Source organism: Blastomonas sp. CCH1-A6 (assembly GCF_001556365.1).
Taxonomy (GTDB): domain Bacteria; phylum Pseudomonadota; class Alphaproteobacteria; order Sphingomonadales; family Sphingomonadaceae; genus Blastomonas; species Blastomonas ursincola.
The window spans coordinates 1-15,208 of record NZ_LSIS01000348.1; the positions used below are offsets into that span (position 1 = coordinate 1).

Genomic DNA, 15,208 nt, shown 5'->3' on the forward strand with positions numbered 1-15,208 from the left:
GGCACTCTATATAGATTGTCGTGTTGTCCGTGAAGGGCTCTTATCGGACAGCAAATCAACCGTACAAGCTGGGTATACTTTTTAGGCCGTTCATATACTATTTGCCCGATGGCGCCTTACCCTCCCCCTTGGCAACTGACCCTTGCGCGGATCGAAGGCGCCCTCCCCTTCATCTCGCCGGAGCTCGCCGAGTGTCTGGCGATGGCCTCATTGCGGCGTCTTTGGCGCGTGCATGTTCGAGACTATCCCTTTGATAATCTAGGAATCGCACACAACCCGGGCATTAATGCGAGCGAACTTGTCCGATCATGGTACTCGGAGGAGCGGCGGCAATTTCTGTCGTGGATCGGCCGACGTGCGTCCCCTGTCCTCGCCAAGGCTGCCAGGCAGGTGCTGGCAGCCAAATGCCAGACCGAAGGCTTCACCGAGGCCTACACACCCGCAGACAATGCGCTCGCGCGGCTCGACGCTCTGCTCCCCAGCAGGGATCCCGACGGCACGCTGATCGAGTGGCTTGAGGAACTGCGAACCGAGGAATTCGACTTTTTCGAAGGCGGCAGCGAAATGGTCCAGGTAGGTGGGCTCGCAATCACGCGTTCGGCGCCGCGTGGCGCGGCCTGGGCTGCCTCATTGGCTGCGGCCATAAGGCCCCATCTTTTTGGATTGGGCTCGGCCCCGCTCGCGCTTGCAGGCATCATGCCGCGGGCCCTGTTCCGCGAATTCCACGAAGAACCCCTGCCCGCCCTTCTCCGTTCAGCGCTTCAGACGGCCACTGACAAAGCCGCGATCGATTTGCGGGTGATGCGAGAGGCTGTTGCTTTGGCCGACAAGCAGCTGGCCGGTCGGCTGTATACCTCTTCAACCGCTCCGCAGGCGTGGCGCATGATCGTCAGCCTTGGCCCCCTTACCAGAGCGGAGCTTGCCAGAGCCCTAGGCGTGACAAAGCGAACAGCTTCGCAATCGGTGTCCTCGTTGCAGGAGGCAAGCATGGTGCGCTTGCGCGAGACCGATAGTGCTATGGTACCGGCCAATGCTGATCTAGTACCGCGCGAATAGCCTCTTCGGCTTCCTGCCGCGTTGCACCACCTTTGTTCAACAAGGTGATCCGAACCCCCTTGCGATCAGCTCCCTCAATCCGAAGCACAGGCACGCCCACACCATTGGCAACAGTCTCGACCTTTCCTGACTTCTTGGGGGATCCTGACTTCTTGGGGGGATCGACCGCAAGGGAAAGGGCCTTGATTACCTCCAGCACCGAGAGCGACTGGTTTGTCCGCTCCCGTTCGGCAGCAAGCCGGGCTGCCTCCAGGAAGGCCCTCTCCCTCCGGTCCTCGGGCTTCAAGAGCGCTTTGAGTGCGATCGCATTACGAATTCCGAGTTCCTGCGGATTAGCAAAGGCTCTGGTCAACTCCTCGGGCAGGCGAGCCAGATCGAGATAGCGTGTGAGCCAGCTTTCGGACACCTTGAGCCGCTCGGCCATCGTCTTCTGACGGCCCTCGTAGTAGGCGGTCAAAGCTCGCAGATAGTCCTTCGCGCGCTCGAAATCGGTTAGGTCGTCCCGTGCGCGGTTCTCGAGATCTGCGAGCCTGAAGGCCTCCTCATCGCCAATCTCGCGCACGTCGACGAGGAACTTGAAGTCTGGGTAGTTGTGCGTCCGCAGCCAGCTGATCGACCAGTGCCGCCTCGCCCCGCAGATGACCTCGAAATCATATCCGTCGTCACCAGACAGGCGTCTGACAATTGCCGGGATCTCCTGCCGGCCCTGTGCCTTGATGCTCTCAATCAGGTCTGCGCAACGCTCCTCGGTGAGGAGCGCATAGTCGCGATTGTGGCCAGCCCACATCCGGCACCTTGCCGGATCAACAAGCTCATGCGTGCGCGAGACAATCGCGCCGGAAGCGAGATCGGCCAAACGGTTTGATCGCCCGGTAAGCACATTCGACGCGATGCTCGATCGACGCGGCGTGGCGGAATCCTCGGTTAGATCGATCCCGGCGGCCAAGTCGGCGGCAAAACCGCTGTTCTTCCTACTCATGAAAGCCTCCCATTAGCAGAATTGCACGCGTGCAATTTTCCCAGCGGCTCATACCAAGGCCTCCTGCCGGAGGCGCTTTTGATGGCTTGGCCACATCGATCGAATGTCGACTTCGATTTCTGAGTTCACGCCATCAAGGTAGTTAAGGCAGCGATTGCGTACCGCCGAGCTCGTAGCAGGCCCGTCGAGTTCATAGACTGTCATCAGCCGCGCAGTCGCATTGTCGATCTCGGCAGAGTCCTTGAGCGGCGTTCGAACCATGGCGTGGCCAAACAGCGTCCGCATCAACTGCAGAAGCTCCTTCTGCATCGACTTGTTCTCATCGACCTTCGAGGCGACGAAGCGGAGAAACGTCAGTTCCGGGGCAAGCCCCCGATCAGCAAGCTGCTCGATCGTTTCATCAAGCATCGAGAGAAATGCCGCGGTTGAGGAGAAGTCCATTACGGTTGGGGGGACAGGAACCACCAGCGCGTTTGCCGCGCGCAAAACTGACAGGGAGATTGCTCCGAGGGCCGGCGGAGGATCCATGACGATGACATCGAACCGATCCGAAATGCTCTCGATGCCCTCCTTGAGACGGTCAAGCAGGGCCCCGTTCCCCTGGGCCATTCGCGCCGCCAGCTCATACTCGGAGTTGAACAGGCGAAGGTTGGCGGGGATCAATTCAAGGCCATCAAAATGTGTCTTGCGAAGGGCGTAATCGAGAGAGGACCGCTCACCTTCACGCAGGAATGGGTAAAGGGTGTCATCTTCGGTCAGATCGAGATCGGGCACGTAGCCAAAAAGCGTTGTCGCAGAGGCCTGACTATCGCAGTCAATGAGCGCAACACGGTACCCCCTGATCGCGAGGTACTGCGCCAAGTGGACTGCCAGGGTGGACTTGCCGACACCTCCCTTGAAGTTCTGAACTGCGACCACACAGCACGGATCACCCGGCGCGCGGTACGGGCGCGTCCCGAACACGCCGCGCATGTCGTTCAGCTGTGCAAGGGTGTATCTCTCACGCCGGTTGCTATCGGTCCTTGCCGGCTCGGGCAGGCGCCCGTCCTTCTCTGCATCACGGATAGCTGCCGGTGTTCGCCCGACGAGCTCAGCCGCCTTTCCAATCGTGAAGGTTGGCTCACGGCGGGCATCTGATCTCGCGCTTCGAGCAGAGTCGCGCAGTTTCTCCAACACTGACGATGTTCGACTAGCCAGCGTTGCGACCGAAACCAAACGTTCAGCCTCTTCAATCTGAAGTCCGTTAGACACATGCCGTCCTTTCGCAATTGAGAGCGTGCTACACCCACTTGCGCTTTTCGGTCAAGAAATTCGGAAATTTCGAAAGTCGAACTGCCTTGTCAGCCTAAATTTGGGGAGGCGGCGCCCCATCCTGACTCGGTGGGGGCGCGGCGAATTGCACGCGTGCAATTTTGCCTATGAGGGCCGCCCACGCCGGTTTACCCACCCCTCACAAAAGCCCTTCCACGCCGCAATCAGCTTAGCGCCACGAAGCTTCTCCAACCGATTGCCCATGTGGTCGCGAAAACCGCTCGCGATAAGGTCAACATCCCATCCACCGCCATGCTTTCGGGCGACTTCAAGCAAATCGGCGTGCCCGAAGCGGATCGAGCCAGACGACGGGAATGTGGACTCTGACTGCTTGATCGCATGCACCGCACCGGGCGTAGATACTATTGCCCCCTGCCCTGCCGTTATGGTCTCGACGGAACCGGTCCGCCTTGCCTGCCGTCCCGCCGAATGCCGGTCGAGCTCATCTACCGTTTCCAAGACCTCCGGGGCGCCCTTCGGTTCAAACCGGAACTCAAGCTCGGTGACCGTACGCCCCTGCCGAATTTCACGCCATTCGACACGGAAGTGAGCGAGCTGGTCAATTTCAGACTTCGCCTTCTCAAGCACCTTGCGCCGAAGCTGAGCGAAGTCCGTGTAGACATCCGGCGGGATCCCGAGCGCTGCACGCAGTGCCTGCATATCTCCTCGCCAAGTTGCTTGGCGGCGATGGAGGCGAAGGGCTCCAAGCTCGTAAAGCTTGAGCGCATAATTCGAGCGGAAACCCAAGACCGCTTGCCGGTTAAGCACGGCATAAGTCTCAGAAGCCTGGATCAGCTTACGCGCATCGGGCGTGAACTCCCATTCGATCCAGCCCGTCTCTCCGCCATCCTCGTCGGTTTCCTCTTTAGACCGAGAGATCAGGGAGAACAGGAGAGTCGCCTTCTTTCCGCGCCACGATTTATCATCCACAGCAAACAGGGTGCGATGGAGCTCCTGAAGCATGTCGCTGATCCGCTCGTTACCCTTGTGGCCTCGGCGTATATCGGCTTTGCGAATGCGATGAGGACGATCTTCCCATGCGTCTCCACCTGCGGTCAGGATCATGAGCGCCAACAGCCGCGATGCCGTCAGACTAAGCGACTCACCTTTGACGAATTTGATCTCAATGATGTTGCCCGGTTTGGCGAACTCGTCGCCACCCTTTGCCTTCAATGCAGCAGCAACGCGCATCGCACGTCCGGGGGAACCTTCTTCAGGCTTCTCCTCGGAAGCTTCTACTATTGGGCTGTCATCAGTTTCCATGCCATAGTGCGATCAGAGCTTGATTCTTCGAAGGATTGATTGCTGCCTGACCTGACCTCGTTCGTCAAGTCAGGTCAGGATGGGATTCCTTTGGGAGCCCCCAAGAGGTCAGGAATGAAGGTCTGTGAACGGGAGGCAAAATCCCAGGAGATTCCGCGAGTCGGCAAGCTTACGGACAGAGCGCTGATTAGGGGGCAATTTTGATGTTTGCGGGCGAAGTTAGGCCACTAAGCAGCGCGCTGAAGGTCCGTCCCCCACGCGGTCAGGATGGCCCCAGCAGGTCAGGTGAATGCCCCCGCTCGGTCAGGGTTCAGCCCCCATCAGGTCAGCCTAACACCCCCATCTGGTCAGGAAGATCGGCTTAAAGTGCTGGATTCACCTCAAAAATTGGCCTCGAATCTGAATCTCTAGAATCAAGAATCCTTCCGCTGCAAGCAGCGGCGTTTTTATGATGATGTTTCTAAGGGAGAAGGGCCAGCGCCCTCGATACAATCGCTTCCGTGAATCACAGCGGGTGTAGTGATTCAAATTTCCGGTTGGACCCACAGCCGATATCCCTGTCACCAAGCCACCATGAGAACACCCATCAGCCAGTCTTGGCATTGGCAGGCCATCGACCCTTCACGCAATGTTGCCCGTGCCTACCATCTCTGGATCCAAACCGACCTGTTCGGTTGGACGACGATTGAACGTCGCTGGGGGAGGATCGGCTCAAAAGGGCAGGGGGTAACCCTGAGTTTTCCTGACAGGGCCCAAGCCGAAATCATCGCCCGACAGGTCCGCGAAAGACGCAAGAGCGCCTTCAAACGAATAGGAGTAGGTTACCAAGAGGTCGAATGACCGCCTTGCACGCGCATCTGCAAGGGAGGGAAGGGGGGAGGGGGGAGTGAAGCTCATGACCCTAACAGCACTCCGACCAACTCAGGACACGGTCAACCTTGTCACAGCTCTGCGCGGCACATGGCATGGCTCCTACGCTATGTGCCGATGCCCTGCTCATGACGACAGGACGCCCTCATTATCGATCCGCCAAGGATTATCAGGGGTCCTAGTGCATTGCTTTGCTGGCTGCAATCCAAGGGACATCATACGTGCCTTGCGGAGTGCAGATCAAGTTCAAGGCATCGAACCCCGTCCAGCTCGAAATGTAGACTCTAGGCGACAGGCTCAGCGCCTTTGGGATGATGCGAGCAACGTTCATGGAACGCTGGGAGAGCGCTATCTCGTTGGCAGATTTCTGCTCCCGGACCTCCCCGACATCCGGTTCCATCCGCGGTGCCCTCTTGGCCGAAAGCCAAACACTGCGTTTCATCAAGCCCTGCTTGTGGCCGTGCGTGACCTAGGCCGGCTTGTGGCGGTTCAAAGGATCATCCTGGACCCTAGATCAGGCCGACATCGCGGCAAGTTCTTGCTGGGGAGCTGCGGGCAGGGGGCATGGCAACCGACACTGTCTGATGGGGTGTTGGCAATTGCGGAAGGCTTCGAAGACGCGGCCGCCTTCACCCGTCTAACCGGCGTGACCTGCTGGGCGGCCATGGGCGCTGCTCGCTTGCCACTCCTCCAGCTTCCGAAGGAGCTCCATACGCTGATCATTGCCGAGGACAACGATGCACCTGGACAGAATGCTGCGCATCAAGCGACCAAGACCTACGCCAGACCCGGCCTCCGAATTTCGCGAAGATCTCCGAGCTCGGGCATAGACTGGGCGGAGTTTAACGAATGGATGAGCCGTCGGGGCAGTAGCATCGGCGAATGACGAAGGCTGGGACAAACCCGCCATTCCAATGCAACAGGTTAAGCGTCAGCTCTTGTCAAAAGCGGTTCTTCGACGCTTGTCCACGCGGCGTAGCGTTAAGCCACAACCTATGCCGCTTGCGGAGAGCCAGCTCGCGCTATCGAGCGCAAATGCAGACTTCCTAAACTGGTGATTAGATAAGTCGAAAATTTCCCGGCTAGCCCCCAAGTGCCCCCGTGGGCTTTCGATCATATGTCGAGCGACCGTCGAGGATCTTGACGAACGCATCGTTGCGGTTGCTCGCCCGATCTACCAGCCTGTCGAACGCGATGACCTCGAGCATCAAATTGAGTGTCGTGTAGTAGCGATATGCCATCTGACCCCCATAATTTGTGATCACGAAGTCCTCTGATGCCAGATATTCTTGTAACTGTTCATTCCAGTCAGCAATAATGTAACCGCGCACCATTCTATCGGCCGAGATTGGAATCTCGCGTCCCTCGGACGTCTTAATCCGGCCCTTGCGACGGATCGCGGTAACTTGATTCTTCAACTGCGTCACCGGGTGATCCGTTGGGCTCTCGCTGGCGGCAGAATACCCCGTCTTTTGGGGGCGCTTCATCTCTACGATCATCAACTCGTTTTCGTTGTTGATCAGGATGTCGTGGGCAAATTCGCCTTTGGCGCGATACGTCCCGTCAGGCGTCCGATCGCTGGAAATATATTGCGCGTAGGCTAAATCATCATCGAGCAACCAGAGGTTATGCGCGCTGTAGTCTACGTCCTCGCTGTCTTTGTAGCGTGGATAGATTAGCTGATGGACCCTGTCCTCCGTCGCCAAGCCCTCCTCGGTCCGCTTCAAAAGCTCGCGAAAAATCTGGATGACGTGGTTGCGGTAGGCCACATAGACTGCGAGGGCCTCCTTAGCATCCTCTGGGATTTTCGTCTTCACGATCTCCACGAGTTCCTCGATGCTGGCGTTCGGCTTCAACTTCGTGAAATCAAATTTTGTCCGAAAGCGCTCTAGAAAAAGGTCGCGCGCAAGCTGCTCCCGCGTTTCGGTAATTGTGCGTCGGCGCACGAAGTCGGCAGGCGAATTGTTCCCGAGCCCGCGGCGCAATAGGGGGTCGACGGCGATGAGGTGCTCCACATCGGCGACCATCTTTGCTCGTCGCTCAGCAGTGTATTCGCTCTCAAGCTCCAGAATGTGCTGTTTGGCTAGCGCAATGAGCGTTTCCCGAATCGTCTTTTGTCGACCGATCTCTCCCAGCTTCACGTTCAGGTTGATGATCTTGTCGCGTGATTGAGACGAGACAAAGAAGTCACTCGAAACGGCTACGAGGTAGTAATACTTTCTGGGGCCGTCTGCCCCGGCGTCCTCGAACGGTCTATCGTTGAGGCCCGGCGAGATGTTTTCGAGATCGCTGGCTGCGCGGTTGTTCGCGTAGAAATAAAGCCGGTGCTTTTTCGCCTGTTCAATACCCACCTTGAAATAGTTGAACTCGAATAGGGGCTGCTGTCCGGCGACCCCGACCTGTTCTGATCTCGAGCCGCCGATCGACAGCGAGGCGTAAAAATGATCATAAAGGTTAATCGTGGTGCCATCGACGATCAGCGAGAATTTCTTTGGTATTTTTTTCTGGATGAACTCGACGAGGAAATGATCGACGATTCCGAATGTTATGGCATCCACGGCTTCGCCCCCTGGATAGCGATCGCCCTTGGGATCGAAATAGTTCGACACGTCATCGTGCGGCGACTGCATGCGGGCCGTTAGGCCGCTGTCGAAGCGATGTGCGCCCGCGCCATCGTCCGGTGCAATTGGAATGAGATTGTCGTCAGTGGCGAATGGTTCATACTGGTAGGTGCCGGCTGTCGCCGCGCCGCTGGGGCCGGTCTGACGTGACGAGTAAAATACTTTGTCGAAATGCTTGAACGCGATGAAGCGCCCGAACCCCTTGCCGCCCCGCTCGAACTTATTGCCGGTCAACGGGGTTAGAAAGGCGTCGAGGTTCTTCTGGTCGAAGCCGGTGCCGTTGTCGGCGATGGTCATGCTCTGGTCGGCGAAGGAGACCTCGACCTCAATCTGACCCTTCTCTTCAGCCTCGTCTTGCCAACGTTCTTCAATCGAGTGAAGCGCATTGGAGACGGCTTCAAACAGTGGGAAAAGAAACCCCTGCAAACCATCGGGCAAGGTCGCGCGCTTCACCTCCGATGCAAGATCAATCGACTTGTGCTTCACATGTGCCCTCTCAGTAACCGGTGACAATGAACGTCAGTCGAAATCCTACAACGGGTAGTTCACCCTTTCTAGCGAAGGCAGCGCGCCTCCCGCAGGCGCTGGGGCCATCCGTGCGCCTATGGCAGCTTTTGAGAGCTTCGGCGATGGCGTTCAACGGCCCGGTTTACAGCTCAGCCGCCCAGGCGGCCTGATTGGGAGCGGACCGTCGGCTTTGCGCCAGCAGCAGGTAAACGCGGACGGCGATCCGTGGCGCGCCGTTGTAGCGGCCAGAGTGCCGGCCGCAACCGGCTACTCCGCCTCAATTTTCGAGGCCCCGGCTTACAGATCGGGGTCGACATCTTGGAGAAGGCGACGAGTGAGAGAGTGAAAAAGCCTCGAAAGGTCGAGCAGCAGCTTGTCCTCCTCAGTGGTGGAATAAGGGGATACCAAGCTTCCGTGCATGACGCGATTGCGGAGCCTATCCCAAGCATGAAACTCGTCTTTGGCGACCGATCCATCGGCCACGAGCTTCCGGAGCGCCTGTACAGACGAGGTCCGAAGCAGTCGACTAGTCGCCTGCTTCGCCGGCTCCTTCGGACGAGGATCTCCCTCCCAAGCATCGATGTATGCGTTAAAGGCGTCCACGGCCTGCGTGAGCTCCATCAGAGCCTTCGCATCCATGTCCGTGCGAGCGCGCCCCTCCAGCCCAAGCAGCTTGACAAGCGCCTCAACAGCGCTCGCGTAGGTGAGAGCCCACACCCACCGCGACCCACACGCGGCCTGGATCACTTCGACGTACAGGTCTGTGAGCTTGTTTGCCTCGAAGTTGCAATCGCCGCGCTCGTTCCGTGCCCCAACCACGTAGGCTAGCAGTCGCCGGAAGGTCTCCCAGAACCCATCGGCATTTGAAAGCTCGTCGTCACCCTGCCAGAGCGAGCACGCGTCTCCACGCCCGCCGATCTTGCGGCACTCGCGACTGTCCTTGCGCAGCCCCGGCCAGACGACATCGTGCTGGAGCCGAGTGCGGGACATGGTGCGCTCGTGGCCAGCCTGCCGACAGTCAGACAGCTACATCTCAATGAGCTTGATCCCAAACGCCGTGAGAAACTCGCTCTGCTGTTCAAACATGCCAAGCTTACCGGGATCGACGGTGCGATGCTGGCTTCCGCGCTGGATCCTTCGCTGCGCCCCAGCCTGATTCTCATGAACCCCCCGTTCTCCCGTTCGGAGGGAAGAGGCGTCGATCAATTCGCTGCTGTCCGCCATCTGCGCGCCGCGCTCGGTCGATTGGCTCCTGGCGGCAGACTTGTCGCTATCATGCCGGACTGGTTCACCACCAGCGCTAGGCTCTCGAAAATCTATGACCAGACGTTCGAGAACTGCACGGTGCAAACAGCTTGCCGCCTTGCCAGGTGCTACCACAAGCAGGGGACCAGCGTGCCGGTTCGCCTCTACGTGATCGACAAGGTTCCCGGAAACATCCGTCCTGCAATCCTCGCTCGATCGAATGTCGCCGAGATTGCCGCGGCGGTTGCAGTGGTGAAGCGGGCAGTCGGTCCTTGCGAGGCTTCACCAATTTACGCACGGCAGCAGACCAAGCCCGGCACGCTTTTCAAGGCGATGCGCACAAGTGCAAAGCCGCCTGCGGCTAAGCCGCGCGTAATCGAAGCGCCATCGATATCGCCGCTTGTTTTTCGCAGCCTGGCAACGCCGCGCCCTCTGGGCGAGCAGGCCGGTGTCTATCTGCCCTACCGCCCGAGCCGGATCGACATCGATGGTGCAAAGGCGCACCCGACCCCGCTGGTGGAAAGTGTGGCCATGGGCTCCATACCAGCGCCGGTGCCGGAGTATTGCCCCAGCCTGCAGGGCCGCATCCTCAAAGAAAGCCTGCTTTCGGAAGCGCAGCTCGAGACGGTGATCTATGCCGGCAATGCCTGGCAGCAGTATCTGCCGGGCCTGTTCGTCCCGGCTGACGAAGGTGTCGCTCTCACTCTGGCCGAAGACGGACACAGCTACCGCAAGGGCTACTTCCTCGGTGATGGCACTGGCGCGGGCAAAGGCCGACAGATTGCCGCCTGCATTCTAGACAACTGGCTAGCCGGACGCCGCAAGGCGATCTGGGTATCCAAGAACGAGAGCCTGCTCGAAGATGCGCGCCGGGATTGGAGCGCGATCGGCGGGATGACTGCCGACATTCAACCGCTCTCCAGCTGGAAAATCGATCAGCCAGTGCCGTTCCGCGAGGGGATCCTCTTCGTCACGTACCCTACGCTGCGCAGTCAGAGGCAGGATGCGACCCGCCTGAAGCAATTGCTGGACTGGGCCGGGGCGGATTTCGAAGGTGTCATCGCCTTTGATGAGAGCCACGAAATGGGCGGGGTGGCAGGAGGCGAGGGCGCCCGCGGGAGCAAATCAGGTTCCCAGCAGGGCATCGCCGGCGTCATGCTCCAGAACCATCTGCCCAAGGCCCGCGTGCTCTATGCCTCGGCGACCGGGGCCTCTGAAGTCAACAATCTCGCCTACGCGCGCGCTGCGCCAGATCGCAGCCGGGATCGGGCTCGATCATTCCGCCTACCGCATCAGCTACTACACCTCGCAGGAGGCCCTCGCCGGTGAGCGCGAAAACCGGGAAGAGCCACGCTGTGGTCAGAACCGGCAACACGCTCCAGCCCTTCTGTGTCATGCCGACGGGAGAAAACCCACCCGGTGCGATCGAACTGCAAGTTGTCCTCCTGTGACGAACTCGGCGCCAGCCCTATGGCAGCTTGAAAGCCGCGCAGAATGACGCTATGTCACGTCAGAATTCATGGAGCTTTGCAATGGCGATTCAGAACTATGCGGACAATGGCGCGTTTGCTCCGCGCAAAATCGTCGATGCGCTGCGCACCACCAGCGACGAACTGGCGCGCTCGCTGGGTCTCGGCAAGGACGCGATCCAGCGCAAGGACCGGATTGCCTCCGATCGTACCCAGCGCCGCCTTCGGCAGATGGTCGAAGTGCTCAACAAGGTCGAACCGCGGTTCGGTTCAGCCTTGCTGGCCTATGCCTGGTACCGCTCTGAGCCGCTGCCGGGCTTTTCGGGCCAGACTGCAATGCAGCTTGTGCAGAACAACCGGGCCGATGACGTTCTGACCTATATCGACGCCGTCGACGCTGGCATTCACGCCTAGCCTCATGCACTTCACCGGGCTGCTCTACCGCGCCCACAATCCGGTCTGGTCCCGCGAACCCCTCTCAGGGGAGGGGGCGGCCCGGTTTGGCGGACGGTTCAATCGCATCGGGCGCAGCGCGCTCTATACTTCCCTCGCCCCAGAGACCGCGCTGCGCGAGGCCAATCAGGTTGGCACCCTCCAGCCCACCACGCTCGTCGCTTATCAGGCCGATATCGAACCGTTGCTCGATGGCCGCGATGCGGCTGCATTGCGGCCTTTCGGTATCGCACCGGCTGAGCTCGCCGACCCGGCGTGGCGCGATTGGATGCTCTCAGGCAAACCGGTCCCGACGCAAGATCTGGCGGAGGCCGCGATCGCGCAAGGCTATGTGGGCATTGTCGTGCCGAGCTACGCCCGCGGCGCTCCCGCCGACGCTCTCAACCTTGTCCTGTGGCACTGGGAAGGGCGCATCACGCTCGTAGATGACGCCGACCGGCTTGGCCTGCGCAATCCCTGATTCTGCCGGTGAGGCCGGCAAGCTGATGCCTGCCTAGTCCTCGATCCGGCCGCCAAGCGACGGATCGAGATACCACGAGGGTCCCTCGACGAAGTCGGCCGAGCGTGCCGGAACGGGCCCGTCGGGCTCGCTTGCGACATAGGGATTGACCTGCGGTGCAGGCCTCTCGCCGGAGCGAAGGAGCTTCCCCGACATTTCGCAGCGAGGGCGCAGGAGATCGAGCAGCCATTCGAGATCATCCAGCATCTGGACGATGCCGCGCCCCGCCAGCGTGTAGTAGAGACACCGCTGATAATCATCGCACTGGCACGAAAGCACCTGCGTCAGCTTGTTCTTGGCACCGGGTGTGCCCAGGAAAACCCCCTCCAGCGCTTCGTAGAGTTCGCGCGCCGAATAATAGGCATCGAACGCTTCTATCCCGATAGAGGCATTGCTGAGCGAGCGCCGCGTAGGCGTCACCAGCGGGTCAACCGATGCATCGCGTAGCGTCAGATCGAGGTCGAATTGGCCGAGATCGAATACCTTGTTCATAAGACAAAATTCCTCTATGTGACGAACATAGAGTGAACAAAAGGGGCGGTCAAGAGCGTCAGACCATGTGGTTGGTGGCCAAGGACACCACAGGTAGCACCGGGCGCGTCGCCATTGGCGACGGTCTGCGGGCAGCCTTGGTCCGCTGGTACACGGGCCATGGCAACGAGGCCGATCACCGGGCCTGCGTCTCCCTCGTCGTGACAGCGCGCGAGAATCACAAATGGCTCGCCTGCGATTGTCTGGGCGAGGTCACCGCGCCGCCGCTGCTGAGCCCGGCCTACCTGAGCTTTCAGGAAACCTATTACCTGCGGCGGCTGACTTCGAGGCCGATGCATGCGCCGGCGTGTCCATTTTTCCTGCCCCAGGCACCGCCGCGCATCCGCGAGACAGCAAGGGATTCGCTCTACGCGCTCGATGTTCCAGATGGCCTGTTCAACGCGCACCAGAAGGCGCCGGAGAAACTCGCCCAGAAACCGGACCACAGTGAGCCAGACGACCGGTCGCGCGGTGTTGCAATCCCGCGCCTCGGCAAACTGCTGTGGCTGCTGCTTGAGCGGGCGGGTTCCAACGTGCTGCGCGAGCTTCCGCCAGCAGGGCCACGGGAGGGCTCGATCAGCCAGGAGATGCGTTTCCTGCGCCGGGCTGCGCAAGGTCTCGAGATTGCGCCCGGGGTTCCGCTCTCGGCCCATCTCTACACGAACGCCATCGATTACGAAAAGCGGCGGGTTCACGCCCGGCTGCGCGCTGCGGCCGAGAGATGGCCTCATGAATTCGCGCCCCAGGCGTTTCTTCTGCTCGAGGCCAATGCGGTCACTTCCACCGAGATCGTCACCGGTCTCGGCACGATCTCGGTCCGGAACCGCATCCAGCACACCGGGATCATCCGCGCCGAAGTTGAGCCGCCGTTTGTTGTGCTCGCCGTCGTCGGCGAGCACAGCAGGAAGGAGGGCTATGTCGCGCTGCGCGCCTACGCTCAGCCTGTCTTGAGCGGCAACCAGTTCGTGCCGACAGAGCGAGACCACGACCGAGACGTTCTGCGGGCGCTCCAAGACGCGCAGTATATCCTGCGACGCCGGGACATCCGGATGGCGGTGAAGAAGATCCTCTTCGATCTGCCATTTGCGGACGTCTCCGTAAGGCCGGATTTCCTGATCGCCCTTCTCGACGACAACACCGGGCAGGAGTGCCGCTTCGCGCTACAAATCCTCCGGTCGTCCGACGATGATTATCTCGCCCTCAGGGCAATCGAGCGGACTCGTCTTTCGCAGCTTGGACCGGTGGCGGCCCTCGCTCTTGGAGACGTCACGCCCGAGATCGTTGCCCGGACCGCTCTCGGGATCCTGAGCTGAAGAAGAGGGGGAGGGTCTGAGCGAACCTGCAACAGGAGAGTTCGCTCATGCCATGTTTTGCCCCATCACCGCGTCCCTCCACTTCCATCTGGGGCGCCGTCCAGCAGGCCGATCAGCTGGCCCCCGGCATATGGTCAGTTATGACCGCCAGCCACGGCGGTATCATTCTGTCCGATCAGAGACAGGCCGCCATGCCAGCGGCGCTACGGATCGAAGGCGGGGCCTACGAAGAAGATTGCGATTGGGGGCTCCCGATCCTTGCCTTCACCAGCGAGCTTGAAGGGCAGGGCTCCTGCTCTGCGGGCTTCCTGCAGCTTGCCCGCGATACTACCCGATGTTGGCACCCGGACCGCTTCAGCGCCTTCACCGGCGAGGCCATAGAGGAGAATTCCTCTGCGATCCTGCGGACGCGCAAGGCCTATATGGCCGCGATCGGCGAATTCTGCGTGACCAGCGCCTGGGGCGATTGGGCCGAGTGGGTGCCGGACGGCAAAGTCGGCGTGATTGCCCGGCAAGTCGAGCGCGTCGATCACCTTGGCCGCCCAACCTATGGCGAGGCCGAGGTCTGCGCGCTCATCGCCAAGGACCTCTACGCCGCGCGCGGCGAGGTTAAGGCGCTGCGTGATACGGCGCACGACATCATCCCGATTCCTGAAGCCCTGCGACCCAAGCGCGTTGGCTGAAGAGCAGGCCAAGGCAGCCGGGCTCCGGCCAGGCATCAATCCGCTGTTCTGAAGGGAAGGGGGAGGGGAAGGGCGAAACAGTGCGATGAAGGACCCCTTGTCATGAACCCGACAGTTATTCGACCCAGCGTCAGCCCGAAGACGATCACCAAAGTCACGCGCCTCTTCAATGGCACCATCGGCGATATCCTCGGCGAGCTCCTCCAGAACAGTCGCCGCGCGGGCGCTTCCCGGATCGATATCGCCTGCTGCGCGGATCAGGACGCAGCGCGCCTGACCCTTGTCGATGATGGAACCGGAGTCGCCCATCCGCAGACCATGATTGCGCTGGGGGATTCGGGCTGGAGCCAGCACATCCATGAGGCCGAAGACCCGGCAGGCATGGGTGTCTTCAGCCTGGCGGGCAAG

General features: G+C 60.2%; 14 protein-coding genes and 1 pseudogene. 9 read left to right on the forward strand and 6 right to left on the reverse strand.

Translation table 11 applies throughout. The annotated features are described in order from the left end of the window. Positions 1–108 precede the first annotated feature (108 nt). Positions 109–1,056 carry a MarR family transcriptional regulator gene (locus tag AX735_RS16650; protein WP_060977088.1) on the forward strand — a complete coding sequence of 316 codons (948 nt, stop codon included), beginning with the start codon at positions 109–111 and terminating at the stop codon, positions 1,054–1,056. Here AX735_RS16650 and AX735_RS16655 read toward each other — a convergent pair. The 3 genes from AX735_RS16655 to AX735_RS16665 all read right to left on the reverse strand — a co-directional run bounded on the left by AX735_RS16655 (position 1,016) and on the right by AX735_RS16665 (position 4,537). Next, the gene (locus AX735_RS16655; RefSeq protein WP_060977089.1) at positions 1,016–2,035 is read right to left on the reverse strand and encodes a ParB/RepB/Spo0J family partition protein; all 1,020 of its coding nucleotides are present in this window, start codon (positions 2,033–2,035) and stop codon (positions 1,016–1,018) included. The genes AX735_RS16650 and AX735_RS16655 overlap by 41 nt on opposite strands. A 48-nt stretch (positions 2,036–2,083) precedes the next feature. Continuing rightward, on the reverse strand, positions 2,084–3,286 hold the full coding sequence (locus AX735_RS16660; protein ID WP_060977090.1) for an AAA family ATPase: 1,203 nt from the start codon (positions 3,284–3,286) through the stop codon (positions 2,084–2,086). Between the two features lie 165 nt (positions 3,287–3,451). Next, the gene (locus AX735_RS16665) at positions 3,452–4,537 is read right to left on the reverse strand and encodes a replication initiation protein (protein ID WP_060977091.1); all 1,086 of its coding nucleotides are present in this window, start codon (positions 4,535–4,537) and stop codon (positions 3,452–3,454) included. 645 nt (positions 4,538–5,182) lie between these two features. Between AX735_RS16665 and AX735_RS24495 the strand changes: the two genes are divergently transcribed. Continuing rightward, on the forward strand, positions 5,183–5,449 hold the full coding sequence (locus AX735_RS24495) for a WGR domain-containing protein (protein WP_081097192.1): 267 nt from the start codon (positions 5,183–5,185) through the stop codon (positions 5,447–5,449). A 139-nt stretch (positions 5,450–5,588) separates the two neighbouring features. Continuing rightward, positions 5,589–6,365 (forward strand): DUF7146 domain-containing protein, encoded by a 777-nt coding sequence (locus AX735_RS16670; RefSeq protein ID WP_231729320.1) that lies wholly within the window; start codon positions 5,589–5,591, stop codon positions 6,363–6,365. A gap of 196 nt (positions 6,366–6,561) precedes the next feature. Here the strand turns inward: AX735_RS16670 and AX735_RS16675 are convergent, their stop codons facing one another. Together AX735_RS16675 and AX735_RS16680 are read right to left on the reverse strand one after the other, a co-directional pair. Further along, entirely contained in the window at positions 6,562–8,586 is a 2,025-nt protein-coding gene (locus tag AX735_RS16675) for an ATP-binding protein (protein ID WP_202189602.1), read from the reverse strand. 318 nt (positions 8,587–8,904) lie between these two features. Continuing rightward, entirely contained in the window at positions 8,905–9,597 is a 693-nt protein-coding gene (locus AX735_RS16680) for a hypothetical protein (protein WP_066282490.1), read from the reverse strand. A gap of 9 nt (positions 9,598–9,606) precedes the next feature. Between AX735_RS16680 and AX735_RS16690 the strand changes: the two genes are divergently transcribed. From AX735_RS16690 to AX735_RS16700, 3 genes are all read left to right on the forward strand, one after another. Then, complete coding sequence (locus AX735_RS16690; protein WP_231750154.1) at positions 9,607–11,181, forward strand: strawberry notch family protein; 1,575 nt, start codon at positions 9,607–9,609, stop codon at positions 11,179–11,181. A gap of 203 nt (positions 11,182–11,384) precedes the next feature. Continuing rightward, positions 11,385–11,735, forward strand: coding sequence for an antitoxin Xre/MbcA/ParS toxin-binding domain-containing protein (locus AX735_RS16695; protein WP_022675518.1), 351 nt, complete (start codon positions 11,385–11,387; stop codon positions 11,733–11,735). Between the two features lie 4 nt (positions 11,736–11,739). Then, positions 11,740–12,234: an RES family NAD+ phosphorylase gene (locus AX735_RS16700; protein ID WP_060979744.1), complete on the forward strand. Its 495-nt coding sequence runs from the start codon at positions 11,740–11,742 to the stop codon at positions 12,232–12,234. A gap of 33 nt (positions 12,235–12,267) precedes the next feature. Here the strand turns inward: AX735_RS16700 and AX735_RS16705 are convergent, their stop codons facing one another. Continuing rightward, positions 12,268–12,765 carry a hypothetical protein gene (locus AX735_RS16705; protein WP_060979745.1) on the reverse strand — a complete coding sequence of 166 codons (498 nt, stop codon included), beginning with the start codon at positions 12,763–12,765 and terminating at the stop codon, positions 12,268–12,270. A gap of 65 nt (positions 12,766–12,830) precedes the next feature. On the opposite strand from AX735_RS16705, the gene AX735_RS16710 reads away from it, so the two are divergent. The 3 genes and pseudogenes from AX735_RS16710 to AX735_RS16720 all read left to right on the forward strand — a co-directional run. Continuing rightward, entirely contained in the window at positions 12,831–14,117 is a 1,287-nt protein-coding gene (locus AX735_RS16710) for a hypothetical protein (protein ID WP_066117753.1), read from the forward strand. Positions 14,118–14,164: 47 nt separating this feature from the next. Then, positions 14,165–14,800: a DUF7007 domain-containing protein gene (locus tag AX735_RS16715; protein WP_435653460.1), complete on the forward strand. Its 636-nt coding sequence runs from the start codon at positions 14,165–14,167 to the stop codon at positions 14,798–14,800. A gap of 102 nt (positions 14,801–14,902) precedes the next feature. After that, positions 14,903–15,208 (forward strand): annotated as a pseudogene (locus AX735_RS16720) (ATP-binding protein); the annotation flags it as partial.

Coding starts and splice junctions, on each gene's coding strand:
- AX735_RS16650 (WP_060977088.1), top strand. CDS start 109: ATGGCGCCTTACCCTCCCCCTTGGCAACTGACCCTTGCGCGGATCGAA.
- AX735_RS16655 (WP_060977089.1), bottom strand. CDS start 2,035: ATGAGTAGGAAGAACAGCGGTTTTGCCGCCGACTTGGCCGCCGGGATC.
- AX735_RS16665 (WP_060977091.1), bottom strand. CDS start 4,537: ATGCGCGTTGCTGCTGCATTGAAGGCAAAGGGTGGCGACGAGTTCGCC.
- AX735_RS24495 (WP_081097192.1), top strand. CDS start 5,183: ATGAGAACACCCATCAGCCAGTCTTGGCATTGGCAGGCCATCGACCCT.
- AX735_RS16670 (WP_231729320.1), top strand. CDS start 5,589: ATGTGCCGATGCCCTGCTCATGACGACAGGACGCCCTCATTATCGATC.
- AX735_RS16680 (WP_066282490.1), bottom strand. CDS start 9,597: ATGTCCCGCACTCGGCTCCAGCACGATGTCGTCTGGCCGGGGCTGCGC.
- AX735_RS16695 (WP_022675518.1), top strand. CDS start 11,385: ATGGCGATTCAGAACTATGCGGACAATGGCGCGTTTGCTCCGCGCAAA.
- AX735_RS16700 (WP_060979744.1), top strand. CDS start 11,740: ATGCACTTCACCGGGCTGCTCTACCGCGCCCACAATCCGGTCTGGTCC.
- AX735_RS16705 (WP_060979745.1), bottom strand. CDS start 12,765: ATGAACAAGGTATTCGATCTCGGCCAATTCGACCTCGATCTGACGCTA.
- AX735_RS16710 (WP_066117753.1), top strand. CDS start 12,831: ATGTGGTTGGTGGCCAAGGACACCACAGGTAGCACCGGGCGCGTCGCC.
- AX735_RS16715 (WP_435653460.1), top strand. CDS start 14,165: ATGCCATGTTTTGCCCCATCACCGCGTCCCTCCACTTCCATCTGGGGC.